This window comes from Streptococcus oralis subsp. oralis (assembly GCF_002096445.1).
GTDB classification, from domain to species: domain Bacteria; phylum Bacillota; class Bacilli; order Lactobacillales; family Streptococcaceae; genus Streptococcus; species Streptococcus oralis_N.
The window spans coordinates 104,632-130,684 of sequence record NZ_NCUK01000012.1 but is presented as its reverse complement, the minus strand read 5'-3'; the positions used below and the strand labels follow the sequence as shown (position 1 = coordinate 130,684).

24 protein-coding genes are annotated in these 26,053 nt (G+C 42.7%); 8 read left to right on the top strand and 16 right to left on the bottom strand.

What is annotated here, in order from left to right:
- Positions 1-7: 7 nt before the first annotated feature.
- The 3 genes from B7721_RS01840 to apf form a co-directional block, all read right to left on the bottom strand.
- The gene (locus B7721_RS01840) at positions 8-1,204 is read right to left on the bottom strand and encodes an argininosuccinate synthase (RefSeq protein ID WP_084877244.1); all 1,197 of its coding nucleotides are present in this window, start codon (positions 1,202-1,204) and stop codon (positions 8-10) included.
- 15 nt (positions 1,205-1,219) lie between these two features.
- Positions 1,220-2,026, bottom strand: a complete 807-nt coding sequence (locus tag B7721_RS01835; protein WP_049504612.1) for an ABC transporter substrate-binding protein — start codon at positions 2,024-2,026, stop codon at positions 1,220-1,222.
- A 278-nt stretch (positions 2,027-2,304) separates the two neighbouring features.
- Positions 2,305-2,949, bottom strand: a complete 645-nt coding sequence (apf, locus tag B7721_RS01830; RefSeq protein WP_084877242.1) for an aggregation-promoting factor — start codon at positions 2,947-2,949, stop codon at positions 2,305-2,307.
- Positions 2,950-3,190: 241 nt separating this feature from the next.
- Here apf and sdaAB point away from each other — a divergent pair, with 241 nt between their 5' ends.
- The 3 genes from sdaAB to B7721_RS01815 are packed head-to-tail and all read left to right on the top strand — an operon-like array spanning position 3,191 to position 5,400.
- Positions 3,191-3,862, top strand: coding sequence for an L-serine ammonia-lyase, iron-sulfur-dependent subunit beta (gene sdaAB / locus B7721_RS01825; RefSeq protein WP_084877240.1), 672 nt, complete (start codon positions 3,191-3,193; stop codon positions 3,860-3,862).
- 8 nt (positions 3,863-3,870) lie between these two features.
- The gene (gene sdaAA, locus B7721_RS01820; protein ID WP_084877239.1) at positions 3,871-4,743 is read left to right on the top strand and encodes an L-serine ammonia-lyase, iron-sulfur-dependent, subunit alpha; all 873 of its coding nucleotides are present in this window, start codon (positions 3,871-3,873) and stop codon (positions 4,741-4,743) included.
- A 27-nt stretch (positions 4,744-4,770) separates the two neighbouring features.
- A complete protein-coding gene (locus B7721_RS01815) occupies positions 4,771-5,400 on the top strand; it encodes an HAD-IA family hydrolase (RefSeq protein WP_084877237.1) in 630 nt (209 codons plus the stop codon).
- A 124-nt stretch (positions 5,401-5,524) separates the two neighbouring features.
- On the opposite strand, the gene B7721_RS01810 is transcribed toward B7721_RS01815, so the two are convergent.
- The 3 genes from B7721_RS01810 to B7721_RS01800 all read right to left on the bottom strand — a co-directional run bounded on the left by B7721_RS01810 (position 5,525) and on the right by B7721_RS01800 (position 8,952).
- A complete protein-coding gene (locus B7721_RS01810) occupies positions 5,525-5,947 on the bottom strand; it encodes a DUF805 domain-containing protein (RefSeq protein ID WP_042767620.1) in 423 nt (140 codons plus the stop codon).
- 248 nt (positions 5,948-6,195) lie between these two features.
- Positions 6,196-8,046 (bottom strand): nucleoside-diphosphate sugar epimerase/dehydratase, encoded by a 1,851-nt coding sequence (locus B7721_RS01805; protein ID WP_084877236.1) that lies wholly within the window; start codon positions 8,044-8,046, stop codon positions 6,196-6,198.
- Between the two features lie 75 nt (positions 8,047-8,121).
- Complete coding sequence (locus B7721_RS01800; RefSeq protein ID WP_084877234.1) at positions 8,122-8,952, bottom strand: glycosyltransferase; 831 nt, start codon at positions 8,950-8,952, stop codon at positions 8,122-8,124.
- A gap of 221 nt (positions 8,953-9,173) precedes the next feature.
- Between B7721_RS01800 and B7721_RS01795 the strand changes: the two genes are divergently transcribed.
- The 5 genes from B7721_RS01795 (at position 9,174) to B7721_RS01775 (ending at position 13,330) form a co-directional block, all read left to right on the top strand.
- A complete protein-coding gene (locus tag B7721_RS01795) occupies positions 9,174-10,340 on the top strand; it encodes a CynX/NimT family MFS transporter (protein WP_084877233.1) in 1,167 nt (388 codons plus the stop codon).
- Between the two features lie 136 nt (positions 10,341-10,476).
- Positions 10,477-10,803, top strand: a complete 327-nt coding sequence (locus B7721_RS01790) for a PadR family transcriptional regulator (RefSeq protein ID WP_000273860.1) — start codon at positions 10,477-10,479, stop codon at positions 10,801-10,803.
- Positions 10,790-11,383, top strand: coding sequence for a DUF1700 domain-containing protein (locus B7721_RS01785; RefSeq protein ID WP_084877231.1), 594 nt, complete (start codon positions 10,790-10,792; stop codon positions 11,381-11,383). The genes B7721_RS01790 and B7721_RS01785 overlap by 14 nt, the downstream gene beginning before the upstream one ends.
- Complete coding sequence (locus tag B7721_RS01780) at positions 11,376-12,305, top strand: DUF4097 family beta strand repeat-containing protein (RefSeq protein ID WP_084877229.1); 930 nt, start codon at positions 11,376-11,378, stop codon at positions 12,303-12,305. The genes B7721_RS01785 and B7721_RS01780 overlap by 8 nt, the downstream gene beginning before the upstream one ends.
- Before the next feature lie 62 nt (positions 12,306-12,367).
- Positions 12,368-13,330: a DUF6574 domain-containing protein gene (locus tag B7721_RS01775; protein WP_084877228.1), complete on the top strand. Its 963-nt coding sequence runs from the start codon at positions 12,368-12,370 to the stop codon at positions 13,328-13,330.
- A 62-nt stretch (positions 13,331-13,392) separates the two neighbouring features.
- On the opposite strand, the gene B7721_RS01770 is transcribed toward B7721_RS01775, so the two are convergent.
- The 10 genes from B7721_RS01770 to B7721_RS01725 form a co-directional block, all read right to left on the bottom strand.
- The gene (locus tag B7721_RS01770) at positions 13,393-14,253 is read right to left on the bottom strand and encodes a DUF4299 family protein (RefSeq protein ID WP_084877226.1); all 861 of its coding nucleotides are present in this window, start codon (positions 14,251-14,253) and stop codon (positions 13,393-13,395) included.
- Positions 14,254-14,375: 122 nt separating this feature from the next.
- Positions 14,376-15,362, bottom strand: a complete 987-nt coding sequence (gene trhO, locus B7721_RS01765; protein ID WP_001030023.1) for an oxygen-dependent tRNA uridine(34) hydroxylase TrhO — start codon at positions 15,360-15,362, stop codon at positions 14,376-14,378.
- Between the two features lie 131 nt (positions 15,363-15,493).
- Positions 15,494-15,790 (bottom strand): bacteriocin immunity protein, encoded by a 297-nt coding sequence (locus tag B7721_RS01760; RefSeq protein WP_162283467.1) that lies wholly within the window; start codon positions 15,788-15,790, stop codon positions 15,494-15,496.
- A gap of 56 nt (positions 15,791-15,846) precedes the next feature.
- Positions 15,847-16,536 carry a CPBP family intramembrane glutamic endopeptidase gene (locus tag B7721_RS01755; protein ID WP_084877223.1) on the bottom strand — a complete coding sequence of 230 codons (690 nt, stop codon included), beginning with the start codon at positions 16,534-16,536 and terminating at the stop codon, positions 15,847-15,849.
- A gap of 160 nt (positions 16,537-16,696) precedes the next feature.
- Positions 16,697-18,181 carry an ABC transporter substrate-binding protein gene (locus tag B7721_RS01750; RefSeq protein WP_049520552.1) on the bottom strand — a complete coding sequence of 495 codons (1,485 nt, stop codon included), beginning with the start codon at positions 18,179-18,181 and terminating at the stop codon, positions 16,697-16,699.
- 108 nt (positions 18,182-18,289) lie between these two features.
- Complete coding sequence (locus B7721_RS01745; protein WP_000818344.1) at positions 18,290-19,213, bottom strand: carbohydrate ABC transporter permease; 924 nt, start codon at positions 19,211-19,213, stop codon at positions 18,290-18,292.
- A gap of 13 nt (positions 19,214-19,226) precedes the next feature.
- A complete protein-coding gene (locus tag B7721_RS01740) occupies positions 19,227-20,156 on the bottom strand; it encodes an ABC transporter permease (RefSeq protein ID WP_000714584.1) in 930 nt (309 codons plus the stop codon).
- Positions 20,157-20,354: 198 nt separating this feature from the next.
- Positions 20,355-22,235 (bottom strand): beta-N-acetylhexosaminidase, encoded by a 1,881-nt coding sequence (locus B7721_RS01735; protein ID WP_084877221.1) that lies wholly within the window; start codon positions 22,233-22,235, stop codon positions 20,355-20,357.
- Complete coding sequence (locus tag B7721_RS01730) at positions 22,229-23,098, bottom strand: ROK family protein (RefSeq protein WP_084877220.1); 870 nt, start codon at positions 23,096-23,098, stop codon at positions 22,229-22,231. The genes B7721_RS01735 and B7721_RS01730 overlap by 7 nt, the downstream gene beginning before the upstream one ends.
- A 99-nt stretch (positions 23,099-23,197) precedes the next feature.
- A complete protein-coding gene (locus tag B7721_RS01725) occupies positions 23,198-25,843 on the bottom strand; it encodes an alpha-mannosidase (RefSeq protein WP_084877218.1) in 2,646 nt (881 codons plus the stop codon).
- Positions 25,844-26,053 lie beyond the last annotated feature (210 nt).

The window sequence follows — 26,053 nt, the reverse complement described above, 5'->3', positions numbered from 1 at the left end:
CGTGTCACTACTCAGCATTTTTCTGAACTTCTGAATAAACCTTAGTCGGAAGCCCCCAAAGCTTGATAAATCCAACAGCCGCATCTTGGTCAAAGGTATCCGCACTGGTATAAGTCGCCAAATTTTCATCGTAAAGAGAATTTGGTGATTTCCGAGCCACTACCTGGGCGTTCCCCTTATAAAGTTTAACTTTTGCAGTTCCATTGACAACTTTCTGTGTCTCCTTGATATAGGCAATCAAAGCCTGAGTTGCTGGGCTAAACCACAGGGCATTATAGATGAGATTGGACAACTCATTTTCGATAATAGGTTTGAAATGAGCCACTTCTCTCACAAGAGTCAAGTCTTCAATCTCCTTATGAGCTGCCAATAAAGTCACAGCACCTGGGCACTCATAAATCTCTCTTGACTTAATACCGACTAGGCGATTTTCCACATGGTCAATACGACCGACACCGTGTTTGCCCGCAATTTCATTGAGCTTTTGAATCAAAGCCGCCACTTTCATCTTCTCACCATTGAGGGAGATGGGCACCCCGCAGCTAAACTCAATGTCAATAAATTCTGGACTGTCTGGCGCCTCTTCTGGAGAAGATGTGATTCCAAATGCTTCTTCTGGCGCTTGATTCCAAGGGTTTTCCAAAACACCACATTCATTTGCACGTCCCCAAAGATTTTGATCGACAGAGTAAGGATTGTCAAGGTCAGCAGGAACTGGGACGCCATTTTCTTTGGCATATTGGATTTCTTCTTCACGAGACCATTTCCACTCACGAACAGGCGCAACTACCTTTAAATTGGGATCCAAAGCTGCAATAGAGACTTCAAACCGAACTTGGTCGTTTCCCTTGCCTGTACAACCATGGGCAATTGTGGTTGCCCCCGTCTGATGAGCTATTTCAACGAGTTTTTTTGAAATAAGAGGGCGACTCAGAGCAGATACCAAGGGATACTTCTGTTCATAGTAAGCATGAGCCTGAAGGGCCACTAAAACATAGTCATTAGCAAATTCTTCCTTAACATCAATGACATAAGACTCAACAGCCCCAACCTTGAGAGCTTTATCGTGGATGAACTCCAAATCTTTTCCTTCACCCACATCCATACAAACAGCGATTACATCATAGTCTTTTTTTAACCATGTAATAGCAACTGATGTATCCAATCCACCTGAATAGGCTAAAATAACTTTTTCCTTACTCATTCCTCTTCCTTCTTTCTATTTTTCGATAGAGGCTTTAAAAGCATCGTCAATCAATTTGTCCAACTCCCCAGAATCCTTCAATTTCTGGATGGTTTTGTCAACCGCTTCTTTTAATTCTTTACTGTCTTTTTTCATCGCAACAGCGTAGGAATCTTCTTTATCATTGTCAAAATCAATCTCAGCGATGGCTAGGTCTGAATTATTCTCTACAAATCCTTTCGCCACTGGTTCCTCAAAGATAACCGCATCCAGTTGCCCTGATTTCAAATCTGTTATCAAATTTCCATTTTTAGGAAGTGAAACGAGAGAAGAATCCTGCAAGGTTTCTTTGGCCAGAGTTTCCTGGATAGAACCTTTCTGCGCTCCCACCTTTTTCTGGGCCAAATCCTTGACTGATTGGTAATTCGTTAATTCAGATTTTCTTACGATAACCTTATTTTTCGAAGTGTAGTAGGGAATTGAAAAGTCGTAAACTTGACTTCTCTCTTCTGTTTTAGAAACACCTGATATGGCAAGATCGGCCTTACCTGAATCAAGACTAGCCAGTACATTATCAAAACTCATTGGAGAGAACTCCACTTCTACACCTAGTTCCTTTGCGATGGCTTTGGCTAGTTCAACATCTGAACCTACAATCTGATTTTTCCCATCAACCAATTTTTGATATTCAAATGGAGCAAACTCTGGATTTAGGGCCACCACCAATTTTCCTTTAGCCTTAATGGCTTCAACACCTTGGGATTGAGTGTTACTACAAGCAAATAATAAGGGAAACATAAGCAAACCAAACATCGTCATCAACACCTTCTTTACTTTATTCATAGAAGAGCCTCCTTTTATTTTTATACTTTATTATTGTATAAATAATACTCTTCTCATTCTCGTTTGTCAAGAAAAAACTGTATTTTATTTCATTTAAATAAAGAAAAAGCTTATTATATGATATATTTTTACACATAATAAGCTTATTTATACTATTTGAGTTTTAAAACAATTTGAAGAATTTTGTCGAAATTATACAAATAGAGCATTGCTGAGAAGCTCGTTACACTTTTTGTTATAGACAAACAAAAAAAGAGCCCTAAAGGACTCTTTTATTCTTAATACCAACCGTTGTTAAGCCAGAAGTTCTTGGCAGCTGTCCATGAACCGTAACGTCCTGCAACGTAGGCATCTGCTACACGTTCTTGGTTTTCAGCTGAGTAGTCACCGTTCAAGTATGAATCTGTCAATTGGTAACGTCCGATGTAACGTCCGTTTGTAGCAGTGTAGCTACCACCTGATTCTTTTTGAGCGATCCATTCTTTGGCTTCTGCTTCAGAACCACTTACAGTAGAAGCTGCTGCAGTGTTGCTTTCTGCTGCTGGAGCTGCAGGTGCAGCTGGGGCTTCATAAGTTGTTGTTTCAGTTGCTTCAGTTGCTTCTTCTGCAATTTCTTCCGCAGTTGCTGGGGCTTCATAAGTTGTTGCTGAAGCTGCAGCGGTTGCAGTTGCTGTCGATGGAGCTGTTCCTTCGATAACCAAAACTTGGTCAACATAGATAAGATGAATATCTTTGATGTTGTTTTTTGCTGCCAATTTTTCAACAGTTGTGTTGTACTTCTCAGCGATTTCTGAAAGAGTATCACCTGATTTAACTGTGTAAGTTACAGTTTCTTGGGCAGATGCAAGTGATGGAGCAAAGAAAGCAAGCAAAGCTGCTACTCCTGCGATAGTTGTTTTAATTTTTTTAGTTGTTAATGTCATATCTAAAAATTCTCCTTTTCATCTATGATACTATTTTACTCCTCGAATGTTACCATTTCTTGACGGTTTTATGTAGAAATATTACAAAAATGTTTTATATTTACCGTTTTAAGTAGGTTTTTGTCACAAAAGACCTTATTTTATACTATCTTTAATCATTTTAAGCTTTTGATAAGGGAAATAAGCGCAGAGGTCCATTCTTTGATATAATAGATATAAGAATCTTTGTAAGGGGAAACAGATGCACTCACTTCGTTTTCAATCTGTCTTTGACATTATCGGACCAGTTATGATTGGCCCATCAAGTAGCCATACTGCTGGAGCTGTTCGCATCGGGAAAATCGTCTCTTCCATCTTTGATGATACGCCGACAGAAGTCGAATTCCAATTATTTAACTCATTTGCCAAAACCTACCGTGGTCATGGAACTGACCTCGCTCTCGTCGCTGGTATATTAGGTATGGATACGGACGATCCCGACATTCCAAATAGCCTAGAGATTGCCCATAAACGCGGTATCAAGATTGTCTGGACCATTCAGAAAGACAGCAATGCTCCTCATCCTAACACCACTAAAATTACTGTGAAAAATGAATACAAGTCCATCAGTGTGACAGGAATTTCCATCGGTGGAGGAAATATCCAAGTTACGGAACTTAACGGCTTTGCTGTCTCTCTCAACATGAACACACCGACCATCATCATCGTGCATCAGGATGTTCCAGGTATGATTGCCCATGTCACAGAAGCCCTCTCTCGTTTTGATATCAATATCGCTCAGATGAATGTGACTCGAGAAAAAGCTGGAGAAAAAGCCATTATGATTATCGAAGTCGATAGTCGAAGTTGCGAAGAGGCGATTGAAGAAATCCGAAAAATCCCTCATCTCCACAATGTCAATTTCTTTAAGTAGGAGGAAACATGTTTTATTCTATCAAAGAATTGGTCGAGCAGGCGGATCTAGACTTCCAAGGAAATGTCGCAGAACTCATGATTGCGACAGAATATCAACTAACTGGTCGGGAACGTGCAGAAGTTCTCCTCCTCATGGAACGCAATCTAGAAGTCATGAAAGCCTCTGTCGAGCTCGGCCTCAGTGAAAATAAATCCCGTAGTGGCTTAACGGGTGGAGACGCGGCCAAACTAGATCGCCATCTCAAAAGTGGCAAGGCCTTGTCGGACTTTACCATTCTATCAGCTGCCCGAAATGCCATCGCGGTCAACGAACACAACGCTAAAATGGGCTTGGTCTGTGCCACCCCAACCGCAGGAAGTGCTGGTTGTTTGCCAGCCGTTCTCACTGCTGCTATCCAAAAATTAGACCTTAGCCACGAAGAACAGCTGGATTTCCTCTTTGCTGCTGGTGCCTTTGGACTAGTTATCGCAAACAACGCTTCTATCTCAGGTGCTGAAGGTGGCTGTCAGGCCGAAGTCGGATCTGCCTCTGCCATGAGTGCCGCAGCCTTGACCTTGGCTGCAGGTGGAAGCCCCTATCAGGCTAGCCAAGCCATTGCCTTTGTCATTAAAAATATGCTAGGTCTCATCTGTGACCCTGTTGCTGGTTTGGTTGAAGTTCCTTGTGTCAAACGCAATGCCATGGGAGCTAGCTTTGCCTTTATCGCGGCTGATATGGCCTTGGCAGGTATCGAGTCTAAGATCCCTGTTGACGAAGTCATCGATGCCATGTATCAGGTCGGATCAAGCCTCCCAACTGCCTTTCGTGAAACGGCTGAGGGTGGACTCGCCGCCACACCTACTGGTCGTCGCCTACAAAAAGAAATCTTCGGAGAATAAGCTTATCTATATCTATTAGGAGAAACTATGCCCTCTATCTCAGCTATCTTTTTTGATCTAGACGGAACCCTGGTTGACAGTTCCCTCGGGATCCACAATGCCTTTACCCATACCTTTAAAGAGCTAGGAGTTCCAAGCCCTGATGCCAAAACCATTCGTGGTTTTATGGGACCTCCACTTGAAAGTAGTTTTGCAACGTGTCTTCCCAAGGAGCAAATCTCAGAAGCTGTTCAAATCTACCGTTCTTACTACAAGAGAAAAGGTATCCACGAAGCAGAGCTTTTCCCCCGAATGACGGAATTGCTCCAAGAACTCTCTCAAAACTACCCTCTCTATATCACTACAACAAAGAATACTCCGATTGCCCAGGATATGACTAAAAATCTGGGAATCCATCATTTCTTTGATGGCATTTACGGCTCTAGTCCTGAAACGCCGCACAAGGCGGATGTCATCCGTTACGCCTTGCAGACGCATCAACTGCCTGCAGACCAAGTTCTCATCATTGGCGACACCAAGTTTGATATGATCGGAGCCCAAGAAACTGGTATTAAAAAGTTCGCTGTTACTTGGGGATTTGGAGAAGAGGCTGATTTACTCAGCTATCAACCTGACTGGATTGCCCGTACCATTGATGATATCATTAGCCAGCTCTAACCATACAAAAATACTCCTAACACTAGTGAACTAGGTTAAGGAGTATTTTTTTGTATAGGTTGCTACTATAAGCGATTATTTGCTGGGAAACGACTCAGCCGTTTTTAACTAGACTAAAAATATCCTAATATTTTCGTACCATGTCTTCAAACTGAGAGTCTTCCTTATTTTCTTTATTTTTGTCACTATTTTTTATCACTTTTTCTCCAAATCGTTGACTTGGCATAGCGAGCATAACGAGCAGTGTTACTGCACCCAAAGGAACAAATACAATAAAGATATAGGCCCAATGGATACCCACATCTCGTAAGCGACGTACTATCAGTGCTAGTAGAGGAACAAACTCTACTATAAACAAAATAATACACATACTGAAGACCGCAATATTCCTGATGGCTTTATCAGATTCTAATCCCGTGAATAGCGAGTAGTAGGCGGGCAAGAAAATTACCATATTTAGCAGCCAAACCCACCAAAATTCTGGACGTGTGGAACGACCAGAAAAATTTGCATAGCCTTTGAAAAAACTCCTAATAGCACTCAGCATACAAAAATCTCCTTTTGACTTTAATACTTATTTCGCAAAGTTATGTTACCAGCTAAAAATAGAGGTAGTTTTTAGATTGTCTGAAATCACTCTCCTGATAGATCACATAACATCGTCCCTTGAATAGTTGCGCTTATTAAACCTTTGAAATATCCGACGTCCTCTACTCTCTATTTATAAAAACCAGCTTTCTGATTTCCTCAGAAAACTGGCGATAGTTGTTTCATTATGAAGGTAGATGAACACTCTTACTCAGCATGAGTTGTCTCATTCGCAAAAGAAATGATCGCTTCTTTGAGCTCATCTCCGCTGAGTGAACGGAACTCCTCTATTTTTTGATTGATGGCTTCTAGAGGCATGACATTTACCTTACCAACGAAAATCTTGTCCATGACTTGGTTATCAACCAATTCGGTCGAAACCAAGAGTTCTTCATAGAGTTTTTCCCCTGGTCGAATCCCAACTTCAACGATTGGAATTTCACTTTCTGTGTGTCCGCTTAGAAGGACCATTTTCTTAGCCAAGTCATAAATCTTAACTGGTTTGCCCATATCGAGGATAAAGACTTCTCCGTCCTTGGCATAAGCGCCAGCATGGATGACCAGACGACTGGCCTCTGGAATGGTCATGAAGTAACGTGTCATACGGAAGTCTGTCACCGTTACCGGACCACCTTCAGCAATCTGACGTTCAAAGACAGGAATCACGCTACCACGACTACCAAGAACATTCCCAAAACGAACTGCACAGTAGGTTGATTTGCTACGTTGGTTAAAGCCAGTGACAATCAATTCTGCCACGCGCTTAGTTGCACCCATAACATTCGGTGGATTGACCGCCTTGTCAGTCGAAATCATGACCATCTTAGGTACTTTGGCCTCATCAACAGCCTTGGCAACATTGTAAGTCCCGAGGATATTGTTCTTGAAGGCTTCTTTTGGATTGCGTTCCATCATCGGAACGTGCTTGTGGGCAGCAGCATGGTAGACAATGGCTGGTTTGTACTGCTCAAACACCTGCAAGAGACGGTCATAGTCCTGAATATCTGCAATGACAGGAACATAATCAATCCCTTGGAACGTACGAATCAATTCATGATAAACGAGGTAGATAGAATTTTCGCCATGCCCAAGCAAGATGATACGTTCTGGATTGAAGCGGCTAACCTGACGACAAATCTCTGAACCAATCGAACCACCAGCTCCTGTCACCAAGATGGTCTTGCCTGTAATCTCAGTACCCAGACGCGATTCGTCGAGACGAATTTCCTGACGGCCCAAAAGGTCTGTGATATCAATTTTTTGGAAACCACTACCTGGTTGATGGAGTCCTTGAACGACTGTCTCAACCTTAGGCATCTTGTAACATTTGACGCCTAGTTTATTACACATCTGTAAGATGCGTTCGTACTCTGAGGGATCAAGCGAAGGGATGGCTACGATGACACGCTCGATTTGGTGACGTTTAGCCAATTCAGGCAGATTGTCATAGGAGCCCAGAACTGGGATGCCACCTAGTTTTTGTCCCTTTTTCTTTTCATCGTTATCCAATATCCCCACTAGCTCAAGGTCGCTAGTTGGATGTTGATAGCTGTTCATAAAGAGGGCACCACCATCACCAGCACCAATCAAGAAGGTCCGACGATGCTCTCCATCTCCACTACCTTTTTTACGTTTGGAATAAATCAACTGCCAAGTGATACGAGGAAGCAAGATGAGGAAGGTACTCAACAAAATGAAGAGTACGATGAAACGGATAGAAAACAATGGAAGGAAGGCATAGCAGATCCCATAAGAAAGAACACTGCTGAGCATCACTCCGAAAAAGATTTTCATAAAATCTGTAATCTTGCTATAACGACTGATACTAGCATTCAGCCCCCAAAAAGCAATCATGATTTGATAGAGGAGGAAGGCTAAAAGAGTGTAGATTACATAATCCACAGGCGCAGGATTTATAAGGCCATAAAACAAGATATAAGATACGATGATGGAAACCACCATACTCAGAATATCGAATATCCCCCAAAACACTTGTTTTTGCTGTTTATTTAAAATTTCAACCAGATCAATCACGTAATCTGTTAGTTTTTTATTCATAGGAATTTACTCCCCCTTAAAAGAGTCAGATGATACTGTTGTTATGATAACCTGAATCATTCAGTCTATCGGGGCTTACTTTCTCTTTCTTAAAAGTTTGACGAAGATAAACTGACGTACAAAGCCTGGACAAAGTGCAACAATTGCCTGAATGGCTACACTTTTAGCATATTCCATGTAAGAAATTTGCCCTCGCTCAAGCATCCGTTGGCGAGCTTGACGATAGAGTTTAAGGTAACGCAAGCCACCTCGACGCTCAAACATCCCTGCACCAACACGAACCTTACACAAGATTTGATCCAAGTTCCCAGTCTTGGCACCTGCAGCAATCATATTGAGCCAAAGGAGGTCATCCTCCATGTAAAGGCCATCTTCATAGTTACCCGCCTTGAGGACCATGTCCTTTTTGAACATGACTGTCATATGGTTAAAGGCGCTTCTCATTCTCTGATAAGCCACAATGTCTGCATGTTGTGTTGGGACACGACGATAAGATACAATCTCATCTGGATTGTCAATGAACTCCGCGATATGCCCGCCTAAGAGATCGAGATCTTCTTTCTCCATTAGCTGAAGCTGTTTCTCAAAACGATCCGGAACGGCTAAATCATCCGTATCCATGCGGGCAATAATGTCATACTGGCACTGTAAAACACCGTATCGAAGAGCCAAGCCTAAACCTTGATTTTCTTCTAAGGGGCACCGTTTAACTGGAATGTCTGACTGAGCTTCCACTTCATCTAGCACCTGATAGAGGTCGGGTGTGAGCGGCCCGTCCTCAACAAGAACAAGTTCGCTCGGTTTCAAGGTCTGGTTTTGAACACTTTTGATAGCATCTCTTAAAAACGTCGGATTTTCCTTTACATAGACCGACATCAAGACGCTGATTTTTTGCTTTTCAGGCACAGTTTTTCTCCAATGTATAGATTTCCTTCCACTATTTTATCACAAATTCTCCTAGTTTCCTATTTTTATATCAAATCAAGGAAAATTCTAGTAAAGAAATCCGTCCCTTTTCACTTTATTTTCACTTTCATTGATTGACCTGTCTTGGCTGTCATTACTTGACATTATAAGGAAAAAACCTTAAAATAAGCTGTTATTAAAATCATCCTATCGAGGTTTTTATGAAAAAACAATCACTCTTTTTTGTTCTAGGAATTGTCTTAATCGGGACTGTTTTACGCTCTCCTTTTACTGCTCTTCCAACCATTTTAGGAGATATCGCTCAGGGACTAGGAGTGGAGGTCAGCTCTCTTGGAATTTTAACCAGTCTCCCTCTCTTGATGTTTGCTCTTTTCTCTGCTTTTGCGAGCCGCTTGGCACAAAAAATCGGGTTGGAACATCTCTTTACTTACTGTCTTCTCCTCTTAACTGTTGGCTCTGTCATTCGGATTTTCAATCTTCCCCTTCTCTATCTAGGGACCCTAATTGTGGGAGCAAGCATTGCGATCTTCAATGTACTCCTCCCAAGTATGATCCAGGCAAATCAGCCTCAAAAGATTAGTTTCCTAACAACTCTCTATGTCACTGCCATGGGAATTTCGACAGCCATCGCTTCTTATCTTTCGGTCCCTATCACCCAAGCTAGTTCTTGGAAGGGACTCATCCTCGTTCTCAGCTTTCTCTGTCTGGTCACTCTGCTAGTCTGGTTACCAAATCATCACCACAACCACCACCTAGAAAGCCAAAAAGAAAAGCAAGTCAAAGAGAATATTCTAAAAAGTAAAGATGTCTGGGCTATCATTATCTTTGGCGGGCTTCAGTCCTTGCTTTTTTATACAAGTATGACCTGGTTGCCAACTATGGCGGTTAGTGCTGGTATTTCTAATAGTGATGTGGCTCTCCTTGCTTCTATCTTCTCACTGATCAGCATTCCTTTTTCCATGACTGTTCCAAGTCTGACGACTCGTCTATCAGATGGTTACCGTCGAATCATGCTGGCAATTATCTCTATCGCTGGTATGATGGGAATTGCCATGCTCTTGTATCCAGCCAATAATTTCCTCTACTGGTTAGTCGTCCATCTCTTGATTGGAACGGCCTGCAGTGCCCTCTTCCCCTACCTCATGGTTTGCTTTTCTCTTAAAACCAGTTCTCCTGAAAAGACAGCTCAGCTATCAGGACTAGCGCAAACTGGAGGCTACATCTTAGCAGCTTTTGGTCCTACCTTGTTTGGTTACAGTTTTGAACTTTTCCAATCTTGGATCCCAGCTGTCCTTGCTCTTCTAGCCATCGATATCATCATGACTATCTCACTCTTTATGGTGGATCGGGCTGAAAAAATCCTCTAAACTTCTAGTTTTTACTAGGAGTTTTTTTATATGTAAAATTTTTACACATATTTCTTGACAGGGCTTTCAACTTGAGATACAATATATTTGAAAAGAGTATATATAAAATTTTTATATAATATAAAGGAGGTTTCCCATGTACTTCCCAACATCCTCTGCCTTGATTGAGTTTCTCATCTTGGCTGTACTGGAGCAGGGGGATTCTTATGGTTATGAGATTAGTCAAACCATTAAGCTCATCGCCAATATCAAAGAATCTACGCTCTATCCCATTCTCAAAAAATTGGAAGCCAGTGGCTTTCTGACCACCTACTCTAGAGAGTTTCAGGGGCGTATGCGCAAATACTACTCCTTGACCAATCGGGGCGTAGAGCAGCTCGTTACTCTAAAGGAAGAGTGGACGCTCTATACCGACACCGTCAACGGCATCATAGAAGGGAGTATCCGCCATGACAAGAACTGACTATCTGACTCAGTTAGAAACCTATCTCAATAAACTGCCTGAAGCTGACCGCATCGAAGCCATGGACTACTTTAAGGAACTATTTGACGATGCAGGTTCAGAGGGCGAAGAGGAACTCATTGCCAGTCTAGGCACTCCAAAAGAAGCTGCCCATGATATCCTCTCTGATCTTCTCGATAAAAAAGTCAATGAAGCCCCTGCTCAAAAGAATGACCGTCAACTGCTACACATTGCCCTCCTGGCCCTGCTAGTAGCTCCTATCGGAATTCCGGTCGGGATCGGCATCCTCATGGCCATCATCGGTATTATTATCGCAGCCGTCTCCGTCATTTTAGCCTTCTTTACCGTCTCTGTGACGGGTATCCTGCTAGGTGGACTCTTTATCGTAGAGAGCTTTAGCGTCCTAGTCGAAGCCAAATCTGCCTTTATCTTGATTTTTGGGGCCGGTTTGCTTTCTATCGGTGCTTCTTCTCTTGTTCTACTGGGTATCTCCTATGTAGCTCGTTTCTTTGGCCTCCTAATCGTCCGCTTGGCACAATGGATTCTTAAAAAAGGAAAGAGAGGTGACAGACATGCGTAAATTGACAAAAGGATTTCTCATCTTTGGTGTGGTTTCTACAATCCTCGGTTTTATCATGATCATTGTAGGCGCGCAGTCCAATGGTATTCAAAGTTTACTTGCCATGTCAAAAGATCCCGTCTATGACAATCGTATCGAAGAAGTGACCTTTGGAAATGAAGTGGAAAAACTTGAGCTAGCTCTTGAGGAACATAGCCTAACCATCACAGAGTCTGTAGATGACAAAATCCACATCACCTATCATCCGTCCGTGTCTGGTCGTCACGATCTGACTACTGGCATGAGTGACAAAACACTAAGCGTCACTGACAAACAAGCCTCCCAACATCGCTTTCTAGGTTCAGGAATCGAAGGCCTACTTCGTATTGCCAGCAATTATTCTCACCGTTTTGACGAAGTCATTCTCTCCCTCCCTAAAGGAAGAAGGATGCAAGCTATCACCGTCTCAGCCAATCGTGGACAAACCAATATTCGTCAAGCCAATCTTGAAAATGCGACAATCAAAACAAAAGGCTATCTCTTAAGAATAACAGAAAGCTCTATCAAGAATAGTACACTAACGACACCTCATATCATCAATATCTTTGATACCGAATTTACAGATAGCCAGGTCAAGACGGAAAGGGAACACATCTATGCTGAGAATATCAAGGTCCACGGCAAGGTTGAGCTAGAGGCCCATTCCACTCTAAACCTCATTCTCTCCCAGAAAGAGACTGACCGTATCAATCTAGATCTTTCTTCTCAGCATGGTGGTATCTATCATAAACCTAAAGAAGAACATCGTGGACAAAAAGAGAATGAACTTGCCAACCCCTACAAGACAGACAAAGCAGATGTCAAGGACCTGCTCATTGCAAAAGCCAACCAGGATATCTACCTACCTAAAGAAGAGCACTCTTCTCCATCTAGAAATCATTGACAAAAACGCTTTCATCTGCTAGTCTAAAGATAGAAAACGACCATAAAAAAGGAGGTTCCACCATGACACAAGAATGGTTTGAAAGTGCCGATCTTGAGAAGAAATCACCTCAGACAAAATCAGAAATCCAGCCCAACGAGCCTGAGACTTCAGAAACTGTGGAGACCGAACTACAAGTAAGCCAAGAAACATCTGTCTCACCTAAAGAGTCGGAAAGGCATGAGGAGGAAACTCCCGAAATGATTGAAGAAGCCCAAACCAAGGAAGAGGGACAAGGGAAAGCTGAAGAGGAGCACAAGCAAGAAAACCCTGCAAAAGAGAAAAGCATCCTCAGCAAGGCTTTAGAAAGCCCCTATATCCCAGATATTGACCCTCGTAAAACAGCCCGGTTCAAAGAAGAAATCGCACTATTTTGGACTTGGTTGCTGGATGCTATCCAAGAACCAACTGCCAGCAAGAATACGGACCAAAAGCATCGTTACAGTGTCTTTGCCCTGCTCACCTTGCTGTCTTCGATTAATCTTTTCTTTAGTATCTATCATATCAAGCACCTCTACTACGGCTATATGGCATCTATTGCCAATAGTTTACCTAACCAGCTCCCTCCTTTAAATCTCTTTGCTGGACTCTCCATCTTGGTCGCTAGCGCTCTATTTTACTTTTCCATCATTCTGGGAGGCTTTACTGTCCGACGTGTGCTGGATCAGGAGAGCGACTTCACATTCCAAGAAGCCTTCGATCGGTATAGCCGACTCTTTGCTATTCCACTTGTCCTAACGGCTCTAGCAAGTTTCTTTGCACTCTTTGGTGGCTTACGATTTGCTGGTATCCTCACTCTTCTAAGCCTGGCCATCATTGCCCTTGGAAATCTCTTTGTGATTAGCAAGCCAAGTAAGACCAGTAGCCTTGACCCATTTTATCGATTCTTACTAGCTGTCTTACTTGATGGTGCTATTCTCTTACCCTTCTTCATTGCAGAGCTCGCGCTGACAGTTGACTACCTTCGCATCCTGACATTCTTCTAATCAAAATCCCTGCCATTTGTTAATGACAGGGATTTTTATTCTTACTCTTTTTTGGACAAGGCCTACTCGATGCTTGCCAATTCCTCAAAATCTTTTCCCAAAATGGCTTGTACTTCCAATTGATTGGCATCTAGTTGATGGTAAAATGCTGTTGGTAGTGACTCTAGGAATTTTTCATAATCCAAGCGAGCGATGGATTCGTAGTCTTCTGCTTTGGACCCATCACCAGAAATCGTCACTAGGTCAATCTCCCAAATAAGCTCCTTGCCTGCCAGCTGCTCCGTATAAGGAGCTGGTACAAAGGGGTCCTTTGGCAAAATCGTCTTGACTCCCTGGGCTAGGTGATAGATACCGTACACCTTGCCTTGAGCATCCGGGTAAAATTTCACACTGGCAAGGTAGGCATCAGATCCTTGAACCTTCTTTACCAGCTCTTCAAAACGTGCCAATCCATCCTCAGCCAAAAAGCTCTCGAGGTATTCCTTATTGAGATAGATAGGGGTCAAGAGCCCTTGGCAATAGACTAGACGAGCCGCTTTGTCAGATAGATAATGCTTGACCGTTTCTCGGAAATAATCTTCAAAGTCAAACCCTTCTAGCCCTACTACTGCCTCACCCAACTTGTTTGATAGGGCTTGGAGGAGAGCTTCTACAATCTCCCAGTCCGCTCTGGTAAGGAAGTCTGGAATCACCACTTGATAGCCTTTTCGGCTATCCGCATAGTTCACCTTGAAGAGAAATTGCGACTGACCTACAATCCCACACTCGATATACTCGAGACGATTGAGGGGCTGACGGAGATAGACCGCATCATAACTGTGTGACTCCAAGCCCTCCACCAAGGCCAAGATAGACTTGGCAGTCAAGATCTCCTGTTGTCCTAGAATGCTTTCTTTATTTGGGATAAAAAATGTTTTCGCCATAACTGGCCTCCTTTGAAATCGTTTACATATAGTATAACCTATTTTCCTGAAAGATACAGAAACAAATTTTAGATTTTTAGATAAAAAGCATAGAAAAACAGCCCCTGAGGAGCTGTTTGATGTTATACAGTAGCGACTTGATCCAAGCTTTCACCGATAGCTGCTAGACGCTCGATCACTTCTGCTTGTGTCAATTCATTTTCTGAGACGTAGCGGTTGCGTGGGTGAACACGGCACTCGTGTGAGCATCCACGAAGGTACTTGTCTTCATTTTCTTCTGATGTTAGGATACGACGGTTACAGAAGGGATTTCCACAGTTGACATAACGTTCACATGGTGTTCCATCAAACCAGTCTTTTCCTACAATGGTAGGGTTGACATGGTTGACATCAACTGCGATACGCTCGTCAAAGACGTACATTTTCCCATCCCAAAGCTCACCTTGAACTTCTGGGTCTTTACCGTAAGTTGCGATTCCTCCATGCAATTGGCCAACATCTTTGTAGCCTTCACGCACCATCCAGCCTGAGAATTTCTCACAGCGAACGCCACCTGTACAGTAAACCACGACACGTTTGTCCATGAATTTTTCCTTGTTGTCACGGACCCATTGTGGCAACTCACGGAAGTTGCGGATGTCTGGGCGGATAGCCCCACGGAAATGTCCTAGGTCGTACTCATAATCGTTACGTGTGTCAAGGACCACTGTATCTTCGTCAAGAAGGGCTTCTTTGAACTCTTTTGGAGACAAGTAAGCACCTGTAGTTTCAAGTGGGTTGATGTCGTTGTCAAAATCGTTGTCTTCCAAACCAAGGTGGACAATTTCTTTCTTGTAGCGAACAAACATCTTCTTGAAGGCTTGTTCACTTTCTTCGTCAATCTTGAACCAGAGGTCTTCCATGCCTGGGAGGCTGTGAACGTAGTCCATGTATTTTTGAGTTGTTTCATAATCACCTGAAACGGTTCCGTTAATTCCCTCGTCAGCGACTAGGATACGGCCTTTAAGGCCGATTGATTTACAGAAAGCCAAGTGGTCTGCAGCAAATTGCTCTGCATTTTCAATTGGAGTATAGAGGTAGTAAAGTAAGACACGAATATCTTTTGCCATAAGATTTGTTCTCTTTTCTATTCTTAAATTTTCAGAATTTTTCATTCAACTATACTAGTATACCCACTTGGGAAAACGAATGCAATTTATTTGACCGGAAATTATATAGAGAGACCTGCCACTGCACTTCATCAGTAACCATAGCGAATCGCAGATAATTCTCTCAATTTCTTTATCTGCTCAGTTTGACTTTCTGACAAACACAGCTTGTTGTCAATCAACACACGTGAGATGTCAACGTTCATTTGGCTTAGAATAAATGGAGTAGAGGTTCCATCGTCCTTTAATCGTTTTTTATAAATCACTAACTGATTTTTCAAGGGAGCAAGTTGAGGCGCAGCCTTTATATCTTCCAATAGATGATCAATGATGGTCATGGCTTCACAACGTCTTTCGCTTCCTCCAGCAAACCATTTTAATGGTGTCATACTTATTTTCCTCCTTAAATTGAAAAGCTATCATTCCTAACTCTCGTACCAATATTTTACCCAAATACCCTATGTAAAAAAGTCAGCAAAAATGGTAATGTTGCGAAAATATTATTAATCACATGCACCGCATAGGATGGATAAATGCTCTTGGTATAGAGGGTCAAACCAGCAAAGATGATTCCAGATGTTGCAAAGACGAAGATATCTAACAGACTAGGAAAGTTTGAAAAATGAGGGAGAGCAAATAAAATGGACGGAAGGAGCAAATCAAGACCAAATCTCGAATCTTTAAAAAAGGCGTGTTGCAGTAATCCTCTATAAATCAACTCTTCCATCAGCGGTCCCAAAAAGAATAGGGATATGTAGATACCCAATTCGGCAAAGTTAGTCCCACTATAACCAATCAATACAGCCCAACCTTCCGCAGTTGACTGAACATGTTTAGCTGTCTGAACGTTAAAAGAGATCTGGAGCACTACCACTAATACTGTCAAAATCGAATACCAAAGCCATTTTTCTCTCGGCACACGAAAGAGATAACCATGCCCTGTCTTAACCAGAATCCAAATCAGGACTCCGATAAATAGCAAACTCAAGATATTTTGAATCCAGAAGAAATTGCCAATCTGGGAAGAAAATTGCCAATAGTTTTGGACAATAAGCGTCAGCTGAGAAAGGCCAAATACGAAAAATAGGTAAGAGAAGACAGCACTCATTTTGAAAAGAAGGCGATATTTTTTCATAATAAATCCCCTATAGATGTATGTGTATCACATCGCAGAAACCCTCAGAACCACTGTTTTCATTTTTACATCCTAAAAATCACTACCTCCCCTAGAGAACTAAGGAAGGCAGTGATCACATTTTTAGGAATTAGGAATGAATACACGAAATCAATCGAGCTTATGATTTTTTGTTTTTCAAAAATTCGTCGTATTGTTTTTGCATTTCGTTCAATACTTTTTCGTAGGCACCTTCAGATTTCAATTTTTCCATCAATTCTGGAATAGCTTTATCTGGGTCTACAGTACCAGTGTTGATAGCTGTATCGAATTGTTGCATTGTGTTAGAAATTGCTGAGATTTCAGATTTCACATTGTCAGTGTTAAAGATGAATCCAAGTGCTGGAGATTCTTTAGCTTCTGCCAATTGTTTCTTAGAATCTTCGATTTGTTGGTCTGTAACGTTTTCGTTGATGTAAAGAATCCAGTTGTTACCAGTGTTCCATCCACCCATGTGAGTATTTCCTTTGTAGCCATCAAGGACGCGTACACGGTTTTCTTTACCTTGAATTTTTTCCCAGTTCTTGCCTTCTGGACCGTAAACAAGACCGTTCAAGAGTTCTGGGTTCGTGTTCAAGAGATTCAACACTTCCATTGATTTTTCTTTGTTCTTAGAGTTGTTTGAGATAACAAAGTTGGCAACTTGTGTTGTTTGGTTTTTCTTGATAAAGTTAGTGATTGGTTTGATTTGGATATCTTTGTTAGCAACGCGTGAAAGCAAGCTGTTACCGTAGTCAGCTGGTCCTACTGTTTCTTCACGAACAAACCAAGTATCTTGTTGAAGGTCAAATGAAGTGTCGCTTGTTGCTACGTCTTTTGGAATGTATCCTTCTTCATAGAATTTGTGAAGAGTCTTCAAATGTTCTTTGAAACGAGGCACTTCGTAACGGTTTACGATCTTAGTAGTGTCTCCTTCAAGGTCAATAACAAATGGAAGTCCGTTTGGTACTGGGTAGTCAAAGTTATCAGATGGGATAAAGTTCTTCGTAACCGCAAATGGTACTACGTCTGGAGCTTTTTCTTTGATTTGTTTCAAGACTGGCTCAAGTGTTTCGTATGAAGTTACACCTGAAATATCGATACCGTATTTAGCAAGAAGAGTTCCGTTGAAGGCAAAGTTTTGAGATGATGCAACGTTAGCTGCAACTGGCACTGCATAGATCTTACCGTTTACAGTGTTCCCTTTGATGTAAGCTGGGTCAAGTGCTTTGTAAAGCTCTGCTCCTTCTTTTTTATACAATTCTGTCAAGTCAGCATAAGCACCTTTTTGAGCATTTACGACATAGTTAGATGCAAATGCGATATCATAGTTTTCACCAGATGATGTGATAACAGACATTTTCTTATCATAGTCACCCCATCCAAGGTATTGGATATCCAATTTAGCACCGACTTTTTCTTCGATGATTTTGTTTGCATTTTCTAGCAATTCATCCAAGTTATCTGGTTTGTCACCGATTTGGTACATTTTGATGACAGGTTTTTCACCTGAAGTAGTATCTGCAGCTTTTTTGTTGTTACCTGTAAGGTTTCCACAAGCAGCAAGACTTGCAGCCAAAGCGACTACGCTAGCAGATGCAAAAGCATATTTTTTCCAGTTTTTCATGATAAAAACTCCTTTTTTTATTTTTAAACTTATAAACGATTTAATGATTTTTAACTTCAATCGCTATGATGAAGTTAGGAAGGGAGAAACGGTGTTTCTCAGCAAGTGCTATTCTTTGACACCACCGATCGTCAACCCTTTAACAAAGTAGCGTTGGAAGAATGGATACAGAATCGCGATTGGAAGGGTTGCAACAACAACCATGGCCATACGACCTGTTTCTTTTGGAAGAGCGACTCCCAGTTGGCCAGATAGGCCGACTGCTTTTGCAATGTAGTCCATATTTTGTTGGATTTGCATGAGCAAATATTGCAATGGATACAAGTTATCACTCTTGATGTAAAGAAGGGCGTTGAACCAGTCGTTCCAGAAACCAAGAGCTGTCAAAAGCGTGATGGTTGCGATACCTGGAAGTGACAATGGCAAACAGATCTGGAAGAAGATCCGAGCTTCACTGGCACCATCAATACGAGCAGATTCGAGAATGGCTTCTGGAATGGTCTTCTTGAAGAAGGAACGCATCAAAATGATGTTGAATGGTGAGAGAAGCATTGGAACAATCAAGGCCCAAACGGTATCACCAAGTTGAAGCAGGCGAGTGACCACAATATAGCCTGGTACCAAACCAGCGTTGAACAACATACTAAGAAGAGCGAAGATTGTGAAGAATCTGCGGTACTTAAAGGTTGTCCGTGAGATAGCGTAGGCATAAGTTGTCGTGATGAAGACGTTGGTCACTGTTCCGACTACGGTTACAAAAACTGAGATAAAGAGCGCTTGGAGGATCTTATCTTTAAACTGAGCTAAGAACTGGAATCCGTCTACACCAAATTTCGAAGGGAAAAAGCTATATCCATACTGGAGGATGCTCTTTTCATCTGTCACCGAAATGATGATAACGAAGATAAAGGGCAAGATACAAGAAAGAGCGATCAAACCAGAGATGATACTAAAGAAGATATCTGCTTTCTTACTGAAGGAGTGAATGCCGACATTATCAATTTTTTCTTTTTTAATTTTCTTTTCTGCCATATTCTCCTCCTTTCTAGAACAAAGCTGAGTTTGGATCGACTCGTCTTGCAAGCAAGTTTGATAGGATAACCAGAATCAAACCGACAACGGATTGGTAAAGACCGGCTGCTGAAGCCATACCGATATCTGCTGTCTGAGTCAAACCATTAAAGACATATACGTCCAAAACGTTGGTTACATTGTAAAGCTGACCAGCATTGTGTGGGATTTGATAGAAGAGACCAAAGTCTGCACGGAAGATATTTCCGACTGCAAGGATGGTCAAGACTGTCACAAGTGGAGTCAACTGAGGAATGGTTACGTTGCGAATGCGTTGCCACTTGCTCGCCCCGTCCACTGTTGCTGCTTCGTAGTAGGTTGGGTCAATTCCCATGATCGTCGCATAGTACATGACACTGCTATATCCAAAGCCTTTCCAAATACCTAGGAAAAGGAGAAGGTATGGCCAAATGCCTAAGTCAGCGTAGAAGTTGACTTCCTTCATGCCAATGGATGTTAGGAAATGGTTGAAGACCCCTTTGTCAATGTTTAGGAAGGCATCTGTAAAGAAACTGATGATAACCCATGACAGGAAGTAAGGGAACAACATAGACGTTTGGAAAATCTTAACCATTCTCTTAGAGCGAAGCTCGCTGAGGATGATGGCAATCCCTACTGATACAATCAAACCGATAAAGATAAAGCCAAGATTGTAGAGAACGGTATTTCGAGTGATGATAAAGGCATCTTTTGAACTAAACAAGAATCTGAAATTATCTAACCCGACCCATTTACTATTCACAATACTATCTATGAAACCATTACTGGTCATATGGTAGTCTTTAAAGGCGACCACATTCCCAAATACTGGAATGTAAAAGAATAGAATCAACCAGAGCGCCCCTGGTAAAACCATCAAGAGAAAGATCCAGTTATCTCTCAAGGTCTTTGAAAACTTTTTCATAATTTCCTCCCTTTTTATTCCTAAAAACTGATTTCATCGAATTTTTAGGTTTGATAACGATTACATTATTAGTATACTCCTATTTGAAGGCTAGGTTAAACTACTAATTATAGAAAAAACTCCACAAATTATTTTTTGTGGAGAAGTTTTTTATAAGAAATAGGTTTCACGAGAAACACTCTGACTCGGAAAAAATGCCTAAGTCGTATAAATCGTCGATGCGGTCGCAATAGTGTGCCACTGGTTGGCTGTAGTTGCTGCGAAGTCCTTGTCTGCGTAGAAGTCAGTAAATGGTAGGATCACGACTTCTAATTCTTCGATGCGGACAATCTGACCTGCCAGATAAGCCTCGATGCGGCTTTCTGCTCGCTTGATGCGTTGCAAGAGTCCGCCCATACGGATATCAACCGTATCCAAACCAAAGACCTTGTTTTCTTTCAACCATTGGTGGCTAAAGAGGGCATGGAAGTTTTCAATCTCGCTTCTAAGTTTTGGTAATTCTTGCATGGCGATTGCTTGCAGACCTTCTTTATCGTTTGTTTGGTAGACCTGACGAATGCGTCGTCCCACATCCACTTTACTACTTAAAATCTGGTTCAACTGGGCCTGAGTTTCAAAGAGATAAGCATAGTTTCCAGCTTTTTCTTTGATTTCAGCAAGCGTCTCAGCTGCCTGAGCAAAGTGGGGTTTGTCCTGTTCAGGTGTCATGTGTCGATCAAGAATCGGACAGAGAACATCCTGATAAAAGACATAGCGGTTGGGATTGATCCCGCTGAGATTGCCTGGTAGGTCTGGCAAGAGGTTGGCAAGGTCAATCTGCATAAATTCCTCAACCGATAGACCCGTATTGGTCTTGAAGTGTGCAGACAAACGGTCTAGGTCATTGCGGTAGCTGAGTTCTGCCCAGATTTGCAGACTTGGTAGGATAGAGAACTGAGCAGTTTCTCCACCATTGTCCCCCCAACCCGTTACAATGACTTCTTTGATGTCATTAGCACGACAGGCTTTGTTGGCTTCAAGAGCAATAAGACGGCTGAAATGGTTGTGTGGGGTAAAACCAATCCACTTCCAAGCACCACCTGCAAAGGCTATATCTTGGCTAATCTTGTGGTGATTACGGAAATTACGATTGTACTTTTCTTCGCTATCTTGGTAATAATCCCAGTAAACCAAGGTTACACGATCTTTGAGACGGTCTAGGTAAACACGAGTTTCCTCAGGAATTTCCACATCACGGTCGTACTGGCCATCTGCTGACATGAGTTTGAAGAACATGTCACTCCACATTTGGCAGTGGAAACCATACTTATCGGCAATATCCAGCACGCGCTCCAAGTGTTGACACATGAGGAGACTACGGTCCACAACACCGTTCAAAATGAGGTAGCGCCCCAAACCAACCAAGTGGGCTTCGTCCATCCCGATATTGACCTTGCGAGTCTGCAGTTTAGATAGAGTGGCAAACATGCCATCAATCAAATCATAAACCTTTTCTTCACCGATAAGGAGAATGTCCTCCACATCACGAAGTTCCTGCACTCCTTTGACACCCCATTTGACGAAGGCTGACAAGTGGGCCAAGGTCTGGATGCAAGGCACAAAGGTCATGTCAAACTGCTGAGCGTAGGCTTCGATTTCCTGCAACTCCTCTGCTGAGTAGGCGCCACGGAAGTAACCAAAATAAGGCTGCCCCTCAATCTGGTAGGTATCTTCCATGTAGAGTTCAAAGGTCGAGTAACCCATGAGAGCCAAGACTTCAATCATCTGTTTGGCAGAAGCGACATTCAAAACTGCATTTCGCGAACAGTCTGCCATGTAGGCCAACTCTTCGTAAGCAGCTTGTTCTTCAATCTCTACCTTATCACCTTCTACTAGAGCTGTTGCCAACAAGGACAAGGCGCGATAGAGTTGGTGAGGTTTGCGATAGGTTAGTTGATAGTGTCCACCTTGACCTATAATCGAGATAGACGTTTGGTCAGACTGAGCGACTGCAACTTCCACATCTGGTAAAGAGATACGCTTTGTCAGCAAGTCGATTGCCTGAGTTTGTTTGGGACTAAGTCCTGTAAATCTTACCATTGGTTTTCCTCCTGTAGCCAGTTGACTAGGGCACCGTAGAGATTGGCGTCTGCGTGATAGGTGCAGGCCTGGATAACTGGAGTGATGGTATATTCTTCGTAGCTTTCGACAAATTCATCGACAGCCTTTTTGACGCCTTGGATAAAGTCTGGATTCTGACTGATAGAGCCCCCCAGACTAATGACATCTGGATCGATCAGATACTGGATATTAAGCAAGCCTTGCGCCAGATTACGGTTCATGCGCAAAATAGCTTCTTGACAAAGAGCATTGCCAGCTGCGGCCTCTTGGTAAATCTTGCGACCGTCCCAGTCAGTCTGACCAGATTTTTCAATCACGTATCGAACCATGTTTCCTGTAGAGGCTAGTAGCGACCAGTTGTTGAGCTTTTCCGCAGGCTCGATAGTTGTCATATAGCCAAACTCTCCCCCCAAGCCATGACGACCTCGGTGAAGCTTGCCATTGATAATCATAGCTCCGCCAATTCCTGTCCCAATAACGACACAGGCTGCATTTTCAATCTCTGGGTGAGCCAGCAGTTCACTAAGTCCAACACAGTTGGCGTCATTTTCTAGATGGACAGGTAGCTGATGATGAGCAAAGGCCTCATACCAAGAAAAGCCATGGATGTAAGGTACGGCACTGATTCCCTCAATCACACCTGTTTCTTGATTGACCGCGCCTGGAACGCTCATAGCAATGCCCTTATAATCTTTCTCCGACAGACGTTGGTCTAGCCATGCCAGTAAATCTTCTAGGGTTTCTGGTGTCGGTGTACTTGTCTTATCTAGTATTTTTCCATCAGGAGTCAGACTGGCAAACTTAATCCCAGTCCCTCCGATATCAATGGTTGCAATGGTCATTGTTCTTTACCGTAAAAAGGGGCGAATCAGCAGTTAGTTCTTACTTTTTCGCCCCTCCTTTCTATCTCATAGTATTAGTTATCAAACACTTTAAAACTATTAAATGTCTTCTTTTTTAATCAATTCTGTACGAATTTCTTGTGGTGCTAAAATTCCTGAATGAACTGGATATGGGCGTTCTAGCAAATCCAAAATGGTTTGTTGGTGTTCTGATATACGCACATTTTCTTGACTCATATTGTAGTAACGAAGGACATATCCTTCTTCATTTTCAGCCACTTTAAAGGCTGTCGGGCAGACTTGTGGCAAGCTGAGCACCGCATGGCTCAAGAGGCTACCAGTCGCTGCCACACTTCCTTCTTGTTTAGCAACTTGAAGACTAGTGAATGGTGTTTGGAAGGCTTTGGCACGACGGAAGGCTGAGAAGCGTTCCCCTGCTTGGTGGCATTCAAGAGCAAACTCGACTTCAAACTCACGCAAGCACTGAGCCTCTGGTGTTGGGAAGTAACCCCAGTCACCTAGCTCACCTGAGGCACGAAGAATGGTCACTGCAATGGTGTCGTCTCCAAGGATTTCATACTCGTGCAGTCCTTTATTAGCCACCGTCACCCCTTTTTCATCATCATACAGGCTGACGAAGGCTTGTTGGTGTTGAGGATTTTCAGGATTTTCCCAAGAAGCAGCTGGTTTGTTTGGTCTTGTCACCACCTCATAGATACTTTCAGAGTCATTGCTTGGACGAGTGTTATGAGTCTTAACCAAGAGACGGATACGGTGGTCCTTGGCTGTGTTAGTAAAGCGAGTCTTGAAACGGATTTGTGGATTGTCAACAAAGACGGTCATCTCTGTTTCAAGAAGAATGCTTGTCAATTCTTCTGAGCGCCCAGCTTCACGCGTCATAAACTCGATGATGCCTCTTTGTTCCGCATCCAGTTTTTCGTCTGCACTTACTGGAATTGTCAATTCATGCTTGAGCAAGATCTTGGCAAAACGAGCTGTATTTTCCAAGACTTCACAGCCTTTGAGTTCTGCGTAGATAGGCTCTGTTCCTTTTGGTTGGAAATAGATGTACTCATTTCCGATGTCACCACGGTCTTCAAAACGAAGAACATCCTCATAAGCTTCATGAGTTGTCTTGTCGTAGACTGTGATATTTTCATCCACACTGACCGTTACAAATGGCGTATCAATCACTCCGTTTTGGTAAATACCGTCACGGTGTTCTTGTTCTCCTTCGAGCAATTGGAAAGTTGTCCAAGAAAGTGGTGCCAGATGAACAGGTACTGTCACGCGCACTTGTCGAGCAATGCGAGCCTGACGGAACTTGTCTTTTGGCAAATCATACTCAAAATTAGCTCCCAAATCTTCGATTTTCGCTTCTACAGCATGCCCCTCCAAGTCTTCGACACGGTAGCTTGGCAAGGTCAAGGCTGCCATCTTCTTATAGCCTTCTGTTGGGTGCAATTCCTTGAAATCACAAACCGCCACATCAATCACTGTGCTGACAGTGTCAACCTTGTCGTGCAAGCCTGTGTTGATGACGGTAAAGAGATGGTCGCTTTGGGCTTCGTGGGTTGCGATTTTGCCCTTCCACTCATTGAGAAGATTGGTCTTAACAAAGTTTCCAACTTGGTTAACCTTGGCAAAACGTGTTTCCATCTCACGGTGAACCTCGTCCACGCTACAGCCACAGATACTGTCATGTGGCGCATTTTGTAGAAGGACTTTCCAAGCATAGGTCAACTGGTCCTTATGGTTGTGGCCGCCAGTGATGACAGTCAATGGTTCCACCACTTGTTCTAGCAGGTTGCTATTTTCTTGGAAGGCTTGTTTGAGGTAAATGCGTGATGAAGAAGTGTTGGCAAGTGTGTACCAGCCATCTGTTTCTTGACTGGTCAACTCACCTGTAACTGTTGATAACTGCTCTGGCAAAGCACTTTCTACTGCATGGAGATAGTCATCAAAGGAACTATGCACAAAGGTCACATCTGGGAAGAGTTCATTGGCCACATGAATGGCTTCACTCAGATTTCGCTGTACAGGCTGGTGGTCACAGCCGTTCATCATCAACCATTGGTTAGTCGAAGCGTAGTCACGCACGTCTGACAATTTTTGTTTCCAAAAGGCCAGAGCTTCATCCTTATCAACTGGAATTTCATTTCCATTACTGTACCAGTTGGCAAAGAGGATACCGAGGACACGACTGCCGTCCGCACCCTGCCAGTACATTTCTGAAAACTGGGAAGTAAACTGCTCATCTTCGAGAACTTGGTTGTCAAATCCAATCGGCTTGACACCACGCCCAAAGGCCGCCACGTGAATGCCTGATTTTTGAAGGATTTGAGGAGCTTGTCCCATATTTCCAAAGGTGTCTGGGAAGTAACCAATCTGGGTTGATTTGCCCCATTTTGCACATTCTGCTTGACCAATCAAGGTATTGCGGACATTGGCTTCACTTGAGATCAAGTAGTCATCCTGCAAGATGTAAAAGGGACCAATTTTAAGTTTGCCCTCGTCAATGTAACGTTGAACCTTATCGCGATTTTCAGGACGAATTTCCAAGTAGTCATCCAGGACAATGGTTTGGCCATCCAAGTGGAAACTCTTGAACTCAGGGTCATTTTCAAAGAGATCAAAAAGATTATCAAACAATTCCACCAACTGCATCCGGTGGCTTTCAAAAGGTAGATACCACTCACGGTCCCAGTGACTGTGTGAGATAATATGTACAACAACATTTTCCATGAGTAAAACCTCATTCTAACTTAAATTTTTTAACGTTTTAAATGTAAATTCGTGATTCTAACAAGAATCGATTGAGCGAAAGTGTGCTCCTTATACTAAATGAAAATCAAAGAACAAACTAGGAAGCTAGCCACAGTCTGCTCAAAGCACTGCTTTGAGGTTGTGGATAGAACTGATGAAGTCAGTAACCATACCTACGGCAAGGCGAAG